The organism is Secundilactobacillus angelensis (assembly GCF_012641075.1).
Lineage (GTDB): Bacteria > Bacillota > Bacilli > Lactobacillales > Lactobacillaceae > Secundilactobacillus > Secundilactobacillus angelensis.
This window is the reverse complement of record NZ_JAAXLJ010000004.1, coordinates 133,785-145,432: the sequence shown is the minus strand read 5'-3', so window position 1 is coordinate 145,432 and position 11,648 is coordinate 133,785. Positions and strand designations below refer to the sequence as shown.

Sequence of the window (11,648 nt, the reverse complement as noted above, 5' to 3'; positions counted from 1 at the left end):
TCCGGCTACTTCAATTGGTGTCTGATTACTAACCGGTGTGGTAGTGAAAAACTATTGTGAAATGATGCAATTAAATGCAATAATTTGATTGAAATACATTTTGATGTATAGTAATATTAACCACCAAAGTGGTCTAAATCCTTTTATATCAGGGATTATATGAGACGTTTATTAGAATACTTTAATATGTCAACCTAATAATAGTGGTTTTATTCATTTTTGCGTTACTAAAATGAGGGTTAAATTATTCATTTCTAATGAGCTTGTAGGAGTATCTCTTGATGAAATGGGGTTTTGCTGGTCGCGTTCATATAAAACTGAGAATATCGGGAATTAACACATTAAACTTTCATTTGGCAAGTATTTTCATAAATGGTCACTCATACGATAATTGCTGATTGAAATTGGTTTGGCGAATACGACTAGGATACAAGCGAAAACGGAGGATCTGACATGATGCGATGGCGTTCACTTATATTCAGCTGCTTCATAGTATTACTGACACTCCTTGGGATGCTGGTCAGTGAGTCACGGACTAGCTTTGCGGCTGAAATCGTTCGGATTAGGTTGCCAGAAGTCACTCGGGCGAGGGGGCAACCCGTGACAATGAAGGTTTATCAACTTGCTCATCAGCCTGGTGACTGGCGAAGATTTCAATATCAAGTTGCAGCAATGCCCCCAAGTTTGATTCAAGGATATGTTAAACAGGAAGAAATGGAACCGCATACATCTGTCAGTGGGACAACGGAACTGCAATTCGCTGGTGAGGTGGGTCAAACATACTTACTGGTTCAACAGCTGAAATTACGCCCATTTGTCATACTTGGCTGGGTGCAACCGTTGGCGGTTAAAGTGACTAACCACATAGCCACACTTGAGGCAAAGGGGACCACTATCCAAGAGAAGCCTTATTTCTATAAAGTTGGTGTGAGCATTAGTGGCACAACACAAGGACTTAGCGGCGCACAATTTGTTCTAACTCGAAAAGTTGCGGAACAGAATCAGTATTTAACGGCGGATGGTAACTGGTCCGGTAGTGTGAAAACAGCGCAGCAGTTTATCTCTGATGTGACTGGGTTAATCCGCTATGATGGCGTCTCACTGCCGGCTGGAAACTATGAGTTTCAAGAAGTTAAGCCACCAGCTGGCTATCGGATTACGGATGCTGCGAAACATGTGACGGTTCATATTCCGGAGACCGGCAAGATAACGGTGCAATCAACTGCGCTTGAGCCGTTACTGGCAGGACAGGCGCCGTCAATGGAAAATGTCCCCCAATCAGCGCGAATTTTTAACGACTTAGATGCTGATAGTCAAGGGGATAAATCAAAGGGGTCGGATAGCTCTCTCGCCATCATTTCACAGCGGAATCAACCTAAACGCCACGGTCCGCTCTGGCTGCCACAAACTGGTGAAGCACAAGCGATACTGGCGGTGATTGGCGGCTTGATGATCCTAATTGCAATTGTCATTTTAAAACACCTTAGAAACACATACACTTCCAATAATAAGGAGCGATAATAACATGAATAAATTCAAACATATTTTCACCGCATTATTATTAGTCTTACCACTCGTACTTGCAGGATTTACCGGAGCCAGTGCGAAGGCAGCGGAGTCTAGCAACGATACCGCCTATATTCGTCTGCATAAGCTGGCCTTCGAATCAGATAAGGATTTGCCAAGTCTGCCTGGCAGCGATGATTTATTAGGGCAAGAACTTACCGGCGACCAACTACAGGGTGGCAAACCGTTGAACGGGGTGGAATTTACCGCCTACGATGTGACTAAGGGGTATGGAGAACTCAAAGGTTCATCAACTGAGCGACAAACGATTATTCGTGATAATGCTGCCCAATATGCAACGGATGGTGCAGTGGTTGGTGATCCCCAGACGACTAAGGGAGAAGGAACCGCTGACTTCGCGTTGCCAGTGAAGAGCACGATAGAAACTGGAAAATATGCGGTATATCTCATTCGGGAGACGAAATCTACCACAGCTGAGCTTAACGGCAATCAATCGGTGGTGAAGGCCGCTGATCCAATCGTTTTGATCATGCCTTTGAACAAGACTAGTACCAAGGATGACCCGTTACACATTTACCCAAAGAACCAGACGAAAAAGGCGATTGTTAAGGATTTAGCCGATCTTGATAAATTAGACTTGGTCACTGATAAAAATGATTCCAGCGTGAAAGATGCCATTTTAGGCTACGGGGATGAAACAACGTACACGGTGAGTGTTGTGGTGCCAACCGATGTGACTTCGCTAGATCAGTTTGTATTGACGGATACACCCGACCCAGGGTTGAATATTAATACTGGCAGTCTGCTAGTTAGTGACGATAGTGGTCAAAATGTGCCGGGCTGGACCATGAAGCCGCAACTGAGTCAAACTGGTGATAGTATGGGCTTCAAGTTGAGTTTTGATAAAGCGCAGTTAGCGCCATTTGCAGGGAAGACGATAACGCTAACGTATAAGGCAACCGTGAATAAGAAGCTGATTCCTGGTGCAATCCTGAATAACCACATTACTTTGAATGGTCAGGACCCGGTCAAAGCCAATACGCCAATTACCACGGGCGGAGCTAAGTTTGAAAAGACGGCTTCTGACACTGGCGATGGGTTAAAGGGCGCTCAATTCTTAGTAACTAGCAAAGGTGATAACAAATATTTAGTCGATACTGGCAAAGGCTACGAATGGGTTGACTTGCCTACTGGGTTTGATGCAGCTAACTACAATCCTGATGATTTGGATAAAGGGGCAGTGGTGCTGACTTCAGGCGACGATGGTAATTTTAGTGTTGAAGGTTTGACATTCGGCGAGTATGCATTGACCGAAGTGAAAGCGCCTGAAGGCTACGCATTGCTGACCGAGCCGCAAGCCTTTACGGTGAACGCAGCGTCATATGACGATGAAAATCGCGTAAAAATTGAAAATGCTGTAGAAGGTGTTCTGCCGCACACCGGTGGAATGGGAATCTACCTTATTATCTTAATTGGTGTCGTGATTATCATTGCTGGTTTGTTGCTCTTCAAGCGCAACAAGCGACATGAAGAAATCTAGTCATCTCACCTGAGAGGAGAGGTTCGGTGTGCCAAAGAAGAAGTCCCATCATCAACTGGGAATAACCAGAATTATTGGCTGTCTGCTGTTATTGGTTGGCGCCGCGGTGGCACTGTATCCCTTTTACATTGGGTCGTTGAATGACTTGTTAGATCAACAACGAGTAGCTAAAGTTCAACAGCAAAATGAAAAACAGGCACGACAACGACTGGCTGAGCTGAAACGGGACAATGCGACTGGTGCCAATAATCCTGGCGCAGAAAGCGATCCTTTTTCTGGCTTAAGCAAACAGACGAAGCTTAATTTAAAACGCGACATGCTGGGGACGGTTACGATTCCTAAGTTGGCACTCACGGTTCCCGTTTTTAAACATCTCAACGAAGCCACTCTTGAAGTGGGAACAGCTGTGGTGTCAGGAACGTCCATGCCAACTGGGGGTCGTGGTACCCACACGGTTATCGCAGGTCATCGTGGGCTGGTTAATCGCAGGCTATTCTCGGATTTAAACCGGGTGAAGAAGGGTGACCTCTTCGTCTTTAAAATCTATGGTAAACACTTGGCTTATCGAGTCTTTCAAATTCAAGTGGTGAAGCCTAACGACACGAGCACCTTGCGCGTTGAACCAGGGCAGGACTTGGCGACCTTGTTGACCTGCACGCCCTACATGGTGAACTCGCACCGGTTGCTGGTAACAGGGAAGCGGGTGCCGTACACGCCAGCAGTTGCCCAGAATGTGAATCATGCTAGACAAGCAGAACGCTGGCAGCAACTTGCCATTTTAGTTGGTAGTATTCTGGCGATTTTAGCGGTGTTAGGATTGATTTTAAAATTCATTCATCAAATGCTGCTGAAACGGCGACGGTTTGATCTGCGATTCAGTTGCGTGGATTCAGCTGGTAATCCGTTGGCCGGCCTGACCTTTGCCCTGCGTAAGCGTAATGGTAAGGAACTGTATCGCTCGGGACAGCCGTTGACGGTTACATCGGATGCTGACGGGGGTTGCTTGATAGAAAATATTCCGGGTGCGGTTTATCGATTAGATGGGCTGCAGTCAACGCTCCACTTTCGGGTTGGCGTCAAGCAACTGAAGCAATCTGAAATGGCGTTTTATCCGACTCGGCGACAGGCGGGGATGGTTAAGTTCTTCCAGGATGATTGGCTGATTATAGTTGGAGATGAGTAGTTTATTGCGGTGCGCAGCGGAAACTTCATTGTTTCTGCAGCGCACTTTTTTGATTGCCGCCTTTGGCCGCCAGCGGATTCATTGCTGTGGGGACCGTGCTGTAACGGGCACAGCCCTAACAGCACCGACACAGCAGATGAATCCGCTGGCGACCGTCGGCTACATCAATAATAAAAAGGCCTCAACCCATTATCGGTCGAAGTCTTGATCTGCGTCATCAATATTCTTTTCATTTAATGCCAATGTTTTAATACGCTTCTCTAAAGCTGCCTCGCTATAGTTAGCAATGATGGTTTCGAATGGTGTTAAATCTCCTGATACCCGTGAAGTTTCTAAGGCGGTCATGTAAGCAGTCCGTTCTTGCACGTCTGGTTGAATATTAACAATCGGATAGCCCGCTTGTGTGAGTGCCATGTTCATTAGCAACCTTGCTGTACGCCCATTGCCATCTTCAAAGGGATGAATCGAAACAAACTTTTGGTGAAGATCAGCAGCATATAGAACTGGATGAAGTTGACCTTGAGCGTTGTTCGACCAGGTGATTAAATCGTCCATAGCTGGTTGGATATCGAAGGGATCCACGAACGGATGCTCTTGTAAGCCATTTGGCCAAACTGAAATCGCACGATAGCGCCCAGACGCAGTCATATCTTTGGCTGTTTTGGCAGTCACAAAACGATTTAGATCTCGAATGACTCGTTGCGACAAAGGTTGTTTACGACTAACAAGATCCATCATATAATTGTAGGCATCATTCAAATCTAAAGTTTCTAGGACATCTTTGATCGGGGTCCCTTGAGAGGTTAGGCCAGTTTGTAGAATTGATGTTGTTTCATATTTATTTAGTGTGTTGCCTTCAATGGCATTGGAGGACCAGACATGTTCGTAGCGAGTTTGAGCCTCTAATACTTCAATCTGTTTTTTTGAAAGTGGTCTGAAAGCATCCATTTGATTTTTTAAATTCGTCAGTTTATCTTGTACTGCTTTTGAAAGAGTCAAAACTCCACCTTCTTCATGTCTTTATCAGCTATCTATACTGTACTTAATGTGCATTGTAAAAGCAATTTAAAAGTGAAATTGAAAATAAGATGATATGCCACCTCCGGCCGCCAGCGAATTCATTGCTGTGGGAACCGTGCATTCAAGCCACACAAAGAACGCGCGTCTTGAATGTCGTCCCGTGCTATAACGGGCACAGCCCTAACAGCACCGACACAGCAGATGAATCCGCTGGCGACCGTCGGCTGTTACTGGGTTTCCACACAAAAAGAGCCTTAAGGAAGGCGATTTCCTTAAGGTTCCAATTTAAAATTAAGCTTCTTGCTTAACGTTAGGTAATGTTTCGAACTTTTCACGGATGAAGCCAGCTGATTGTGCTAACTTATGTTCTTCTTCATCGGTGATTGGCAGGCGTAATGCTTCTACGACACCGTCTTTACCGATGATGGCAGGGTGGCCGACGTAGGTGTTGTATTTGTCACTGTAGCATGAGCAAGGACAAGCTAAGTTGGCGTCATCTAAGACAGCGCGGCTTAACTTAACGGCGCAGGTTGCAATGGCGTAACTCGTGTAGCCTTTGCCTGAATGAACGGCCCAGCCACCGCCACGTGCTTGCTTCTCCAAGTCTTCAAGGTCGAGGTTCTTTTCCTCAGCTAACTCTTCGATCGGTAAGCCGTTTACGGAAACTGTTGACCAAGCGACGAATTGTGATTCACCATGTTCGCCTAAAGTGTAACCAGTCACGTTCTTTGGATCAACGTTGAAGTTTTCGCCAACGACTTTCTGCATCCGAGCGGTATCAAGGAATGTCCCGGTACCAAGCACACGGTTGGCAGGTAAGCCAGTTGCTTGTTGCAGGTAGTAAGTGATGCAATCGCAAGGGTTCATGACGTCGATTAAAACACCGTTGAAGCTGGATGCCTTGATCTTTGGGGCGATATCTTGAACGATTTCGCGGGTATATTCGAATTCAGCCCAACGGTTACCACTTGCATGATCCAATGCGTGGATGTTACCGGAAGTAACGAATAAAATGTTGGCATCAGCTAATTCTGAATAGTCGTTGATCTTAATGGTCGTGTGAGAATCAAGACGTGCTTGCGTATCTTGGAGATCCAATTGTTCGGCACGAGCCTTTTTCTCATTTTTATCGATTAAAATTAATTCGTCAGCGATTCCTTGACACACAAGGGTGTAAGCAACTGTTGCTCCAACGTGACCGACTCCGATAATAGCGTATTTTCTCATATGTATTGCCTTCTTCTCATAAAATTTTAATATGTGTTGATGAGAATAAGATAAACCTCGGTCGTTGCGTTGTCAACAGTGTATTCATGAATAATGGATATCAAAATGGAACTAAGCCTATGATAATGGGGCTTACGCGGCGAAAAAAATCTTGCTCAATAATGATTAATAACGTTCCAAATGAATATTCAGTTTTGGGCGAGTATATACAAGAGTGGTATAGCCTGGAAAAATTGACGATTTATGAAATATGTCCGAATGTATTCACGACACAAAAAAACAGCATACCGTATGATATGCTGTCATGGCAGGAGTTTCATGGGTGGTGGTGTCAATCGCGAAAGTGAGTGATGCCTATGATTTACGAAATTTACAAAGGAATTAGAACGTGTCAGTATTTGACACCTTATCGCTGATGATTGCTTTCGCAACGTTAGTGATCCTAATCGACCGTAGAGACCGTAAGTAAAAAGCCACCCTTCATAAACTTGGACGGTTTATGGTGACTCTTTACTGTTAACCGTAACTTACCACCGCTCTTGAAGCGGCATGCAAGGGGTTAGTGTTGACGCACTAACCTCTTTTTTGTAGTTACATTATAGCATATTCCGAGAGTTTTAGTGATTCAATCTACCGCAAACAAAAAAGCCGAAAGACCATCACGATCTCCCGGCTTTTCAACGTATTAAGCTTAGGGCGGTATGTGGGACTCGAACCCACGCGTGCCGGAACCACAATCCGGTGTGTTAACCAAACTTCACCAATACCGCCATAACAACAGTAACCATCATACCATAGATAAGGTGAAGTTGAAAAGTTTAATTTGATTATTTTGAGGATGCACTATCATTTTTGTTGGCTTCGCTGTCCTTAATCATTTGCAGGGCGCGTTGGTATTCGCTGACTGACTGTGAAAATGGTTCCCAGAATTGAGGCGTCACTGTGTCTGCCTTACGAAGTTCTACGCCTAATGCAGTCGGCACCAAATCAATCTCGTCGCCTTCATTGAGTTCAAGCTGCTTCACAAATTCATCGGGAACCTTCAGATACAGGTCACCGTTTTCGTCACGTTGAATCTTAATCGTTTGAGCGCCCATGATGCCGACCCCTTTCCATCCGGAACAATTTAGCTACATTATACGGCAAAATATCGGTGGTGGGTATAGCTGTGCAAAATTGTTTTTGAAATGACTTCTTAATTCGAATTTAAGTGTTATTTCAACTAAATGGCAGACCTTTTTCAGCATCCATATTGTATACTTGAATAAGCAATTAACTATTAAATAAGTTCATTTTAAATTAAGATGACCTATCCAAAATAAAGTCAGCTACATCAATCCAATATCTACACAAGGAGAAATTGTCCCTCATGAATTCCGTTATCAAATGGTCGTTAATTATTCTAATTAGTATTGTCTGTGCGTGGTGGGCGATAACGCCAACAACGTTAACCATGACTGCTAAAATCATTTTGATGATTGGCTTTGTTATCTGCAACGTAATGTTGCTGCGCTACACCCTTCAAATTACGGATTGGAAACGACTATTCAAAAATAGGTACGCAAAAGGGCAGATGATGGTGCTGGAAATTCTCGGTAATTTCATTATTGTTTTTGGCTGGGCAGCTATTAGTCCAGTTCACTTAACGCCACTATTGTTTACAGCCTGGCTTGCAGTCTCTGTTGTTTGCTGTGCGGGCAATGCCTACGTGTACTATCGGCTGGTGACGTATTTTTTCAAAAATCTCGTAAAAGTTGAGGATAAGTAATGAAACATGATAGTATCTGGATCAAACCATATGATCGATGGAATCGCGTGAACAATAAAGTCGATACGATCGCCTTTGTTCTACTGATTGTGACTATCTTTTATCACCCATTTTGGTTGGCGGTAATAAATGGCTTGTTCTGCACCTTTGCTGGTACGGAGTTTATCGTGATTCTTTGGCTGAACGAGCGAAAGAAAAGGCGGCTCGCTAAATCCAGTCGTCTGATACACAAGAAAATGAAGTAGGCTTTGATTTTAAACGAATACTTATGAAAGCAAGCAACCATTGGAATAGCACGTTCATTTGTCTTTTGAAGATGATTACTGGTCAACCTATTTTCTCATTGCAGTCTGCTTGCTTTCACATGCTAATGTGTTAAACTACCCATATCCTGAAAGTGAACGAGTACGATATCGAGTTGTGGAACTTCCTTGATTTGAAAAGGGGGCAATGGTCGTGGCTAAACGCTACGTTATTACCAAGCCAGACGAGCACATTGTGCACCGGACGGATAGCCTACAAACGGTTACCCAAATCACTAAGCGTCCTAAATGGGTCGTGGAACAGTATGTAAATAGTGACAAGTTGCTCGATGGCTGGAAGATTGTCGATCAGAATCGGGTAGCAAGTTAACGGGAAACGACTGCCAGTATCATTTGCGGGTGGTCGTTTTTTGTTTTGGCAATTGTTGCAGTTAATGGCTATAATAAGAGCATTAAACGAATAATAAAACTGATGTTACGCTTATCGTTCGTAATTAACTTAAAAAATTCAAGTGAGGTGCATGATTATTTCTTATTCAAAGGTTATCGAGGGCGCGAGCTTTTCACCCCAATCACAAACAGCAGTCACTTATCGGCCACAGCAACTCATCTGTTTGGACGAGAGCGGCTATATTGCGCGTATTATCGCGCCAACTGAAGCCGACTATGCAACGGTCCGACAGGCGGCTCAGGATAATGACAGTCTGACTACACTGAAGCCCAACCAGTATCTTCTACCCGGTTTCATTGACCTGCACATCCATGCGCCCCAGTGGCCCAATGCGGGCTTGGCGTTAGACCGACCATTAAATGAGTGGCTGGATACCTACACTTTTCCATTGGAAGCAAAGTACCAAGACACGGACTTTGCAAAATCAGTCTATGATAATCTCGTGCAAGAGTTACTAGCGAACGGTACCACCACAGCATTGTACTTTGGCACGATCCATAACGCTGCTAATCTGGAACTGGCTAAAGCCTGTATTCAGCACGGTCAGCGAGGGTTCATCGGTAAGGTAGCCATGGATAATCCGGAACAGACCCCCGACTATTATCAGGATGCCTCCGCCCAGGTTGCTGTGGATCAGACCGAACAATTCATTCACCAATTAAATGACTTAAATCAAACGACTAATCTTAAACAAACACCCGTCATCACACCGCGGTTTGTTCCTAGCTGCACGCCAGCCAGCCTGCAAGGACTAGGTGATTTGGCACGGAAGTATGATTTACCGATTCAGTCGCATTGCAGTGAAAGTGATTGGGAAAATGGCTATGCGCTGGAGCACTATCATATGCGCGACGCCGATGTTTTAAACCAATACGGCTTGCTGACAGATAAGGCAGTCATGGCTCACGGCACTTTACTCAATGAGCATGATTATGACCTATTTTCAAAGCAGGGCGTCGCGGTTGCCCACTGTCCGATTTCAAACGTCTATTTTGGAAATGCTGTACTGCCAGTCAACCGAGTACTAGCTCACCACGTCAAAACAGGATTAGGCACCGATATTTCTGGCGGGTATTCGCCAAGTCTCTACCGGAATATTCAGCAAGCGGTAATGTCATCGCGGATGCTGCAAGATGGCGTGGATAATCAGCTGTCTGCCGGTAAACGTGGTGTAAGCGGCAGTGCGATCAGCGTTAAAACTGCCTTTTACCTGGCTACATTAGGCGGTGCGCAGAGTTTACATCTGCAGACAGGCAAGATTGCTGAAGGGTACTTGGCGGATCTGCAGGTTGTGTCACTTCAAAACGATTTTCAGACGGGAACCTCGGATAACATCTTTGAGAAGTTGATGTATCAGACCAGTAAGGCGGATATTGATCAAGTGTATGTGCAGGGGGAATTGGTTAGATAATAGACGACTTTCTGTAACCAGGTCATTAATCCGCATTTAACCACTTTTCCATTTCGTCATCATTTACAGGTGTTTTTGGATTGTGACTCAAAGCATAACGACGGATGTCTAGCTCTGCTTGTTGCAGTTGTTCATCTTGGGCGGCTTTTAGTTGCCAATACACCTCTTTAGGCATTAATACGTATTCTTTATTTGTGCCAGTGGTAATCTTGATAGGCGACTTTGTCTTGTCTAAGTTGTCGAAAATCGTGTGTTGATTACTAAAGAACTTTTTAATCGTGTATTTTTCCATATCCATAACCTCTTTGTCCTGAGTTATGTCATTATCATGACCCAGCATAAAATGAAATTCAATTAATGTGGCTGGAAACATTTAGCGGATATTAGCCAAAAGCACCGTATAACAGTTGTGTTGCGTTAACTGTTATACGGTGCTTTGTTTTTTGCTATTACTATGTTGAAACGTGCTCGGTGAAGCAGAGACTTGCACGTAGTGAAGTCATGGTACAAATCCAAGTTCGGGATTTCCACCATAACTTCACTACGCTCCAGTCTCTAACCACTTCTCCTCACACTCTATTTCTTTGAAACGTGCTCAAACAAGCAGAGAGTTGCAAATAAGGCACAGCCAACAGAAATCCAAAACCGGGATTTCCGTCGCCTGCACCTTATTCTCCACTCTCTAACCGCTTGCTTTCACACTCTATTTTCTGAAACGTGCTCGGCGAAGCAGAGACTTGCTCGTAGTAAAGTCATGGTATAAATCCAAGTTCGGGATTTCCACCATAACTTCACTACGCTCCCGTCTCTAACCGCTTCTCCTCACACTCTATTTCTTATACTCATCCAAATCCAACACAATAAAACTAACGGTCTGGCCCGCCGTTCTCTTTAGTTCACCTGGTGAACTTGGAACGGGTAGGGCGCCGTTTGCTTTTGCCAGTTTTTCTCCGACTGCGTGCGCTGCTTTTTGTGCTGCGTCATCGTTTGTTGTACCCATTACTTTTACGCCGGGTACGTCCGGAACCGTGGCCTGAACACGGTTGATCATTACTGTTGGGTCGAAGATTGCTGGATATACAAGCCGTTGAGCCATTAGAAAGCCTCCTGAATTTAAGTCACAATTTAAATCAACTTCTCTATTCTACCGAAGATTGGCGCTGATTTCAAAATTTTCGTGAATTTGGGGGTGACACTTTTCCTCGCTGATTTGTTTGTATAAGTGTAGGGCGTTGGCCAACACTTACAAAACTAACTA

14 protein-coding genes and 1 tRNA gene are annotated in these 11,648 nt (G+C 44.5%); 9 read left to right on the top strand and 6 right to left on the bottom strand.

Annotated elements, in window-relative coordinates; genetic code table 11:
* The first annotated feature begins 453 nt into the window (after positions 1-453).
* The 4 genes from HC026_RS03490 to HC026_RS03475 are packed head-to-tail and all read left to right on the top strand — an operon-like array spanning position 454 to position 4,458.
* Entirely contained in the window at positions 454-1,521 is a 1,068-nt protein-coding gene (locus tag HC026_RS03490; RefSeq protein ID WP_168924598.1) for a SpaA isopeptide-forming pilin-related protein, read from the top strand.
* A 4-nt stretch (positions 1,522-1,525) separates the two neighbouring features.
* Entirely contained in the window at positions 1,526-3,067 is a 1,542-nt protein-coding gene (locus HC026_RS03485) for a SpaH/EbpB family LPXTG-anchored major pilin (protein WP_168924597.1), read from the top strand.
* Between the two features lie 28 nt (positions 3,068-3,095).
* On the top strand, positions 3,096-4,250 hold the full coding sequence (locus tag HC026_RS03480; protein WP_168924596.1) for a class C sortase: 1,155 nt from the start codon (positions 3,096-3,098) through the stop codon (positions 4,248-4,250).
* Between the two features lie 4 nt (positions 4,251-4,254).
* A complete protein-coding gene (locus HC026_RS03475) occupies positions 4,255-4,458 on the top strand; it encodes a hypothetical protein (protein ID WP_168924595.1) in 204 nt (67 codons plus the stop codon).
* On the opposite strand, the gene HC026_RS03470 is transcribed toward HC026_RS03475, so the two are convergent.
* Together HC026_RS03470 and HC026_RS03465 are read right to left on the bottom strand one after the other, a co-directional pair.
* Entirely contained in the window at positions 4,440-5,198 is a 759-nt protein-coding gene (locus HC026_RS03470) for a Fic family protein (protein WP_168924641.1), read from the bottom strand. The two genes, HC026_RS03475 and HC026_RS03470, sit on opposite strands and share 19 nt — an antisense overlap.
* 363 nt (positions 5,199-5,561) lie before the next feature.
* On the bottom strand, positions 5,562-6,497 hold the full coding sequence (locus HC026_RS03465; RefSeq protein WP_168924594.1) for an L-lactate dehydrogenase: 936 nt from the start codon (positions 6,495-6,497) through the stop codon (positions 5,562-5,564).
* 388 nt (positions 6,498-6,885) lie between these two features.
* On the opposite strand from HC026_RS03465, the gene HC026_RS13090 reads away from it, so the two are divergent.
* Positions 6,886-6,966 carry a putative holin-like toxin gene (locus tag HC026_RS13090; protein ID WP_408640974.1) on the top strand — a complete coding sequence of 27 codons (81 nt, stop codon included), beginning with the start codon at positions 6,886-6,888 and terminating at the stop codon, positions 6,964-6,966.
* Between the two features lie 226 nt (positions 6,967-7,192).
* Here the strand turns inward: HC026_RS13090 and HC026_RS03460 are convergent.
* Together HC026_RS03460 and HC026_RS03455 are read right to left on the bottom strand one after the other, a co-directional pair.
* Positions 7,193-7,267: transfer RNA gene (locus HC026_RS03460), tRNA-His, on the bottom strand.
* Between the two features lie 57 nt (positions 7,268-7,324).
* Positions 7,325-7,594, bottom strand: a complete 270-nt coding sequence (locus HC026_RS03455; RefSeq protein ID WP_168924593.1) for a hypothetical protein — start codon at positions 7,592-7,594, stop codon at positions 7,325-7,327.
* 272 nt (positions 7,595-7,866) lie between these two features.
* Here HC026_RS03455 and HC026_RS03450 point away from each other — a divergent pair, with 272 nt between their 5' ends.
* From HC026_RS03450 to guaD, 4 genes are all read left to right on the top strand, one after another.
* Positions 7,867-8,265 (top strand): hypothetical protein, encoded by a 399-nt coding sequence (locus HC026_RS03450; protein WP_168924592.1) that lies wholly within the window; start codon positions 7,867-7,869, stop codon positions 8,263-8,265.
* Positions 8,265-8,510 carry a hypothetical protein gene (locus HC026_RS03445; RefSeq protein ID WP_168924591.1) on the top strand — a complete coding sequence of 82 codons (246 nt, stop codon included), beginning with the start codon at positions 8,265-8,267 and terminating at the stop codon, positions 8,508-8,510. The genes HC026_RS03450 and HC026_RS03445 overlap by 1 nt, the downstream gene beginning before the upstream one ends.
* Before the next feature lie 211 nt (positions 8,511-8,721).
* Entirely contained in the window at positions 8,722-8,898 is a 177-nt protein-coding gene (locus HC026_RS03440) for a hypothetical protein (protein ID WP_168924590.1), read from the top strand.
* A gap of 151 nt (positions 8,899-9,049) precedes the next feature.
* Positions 9,050-10,390 (top strand): guanine deaminase, encoded by a 1,341-nt coding sequence (gene guaD, locus HC026_RS03435; RefSeq protein WP_168924589.1) that lies wholly within the window; start codon positions 9,050-9,052, stop codon positions 10,388-10,390.
* Between the two features lie 25 nt (positions 10,391-10,415).
* On the opposite strand, the gene HC026_RS03430 is transcribed toward guaD, so the two are convergent.
* Both HC026_RS03430 and HC026_RS03425 read right to left on the bottom strand, forming a co-directional pair.
* Positions 10,416-10,682 (bottom strand): hypothetical protein, encoded by a 267-nt coding sequence (locus tag HC026_RS03430; protein ID WP_168924588.1) that lies wholly within the window; start codon positions 10,680-10,682, stop codon positions 10,416-10,418.
* Positions 10,683-11,219: 537 nt separating this feature from the next.
* A complete protein-coding gene (locus HC026_RS03425; RefSeq protein ID WP_168924587.1) occupies positions 11,220-11,486 on the bottom strand; it encodes a type II toxin-antitoxin system HicB family antitoxin in 267 nt (88 codons plus the stop codon).
* Between the last annotated feature and the right edge of the window lie 162 nt (positions 11,487-11,648).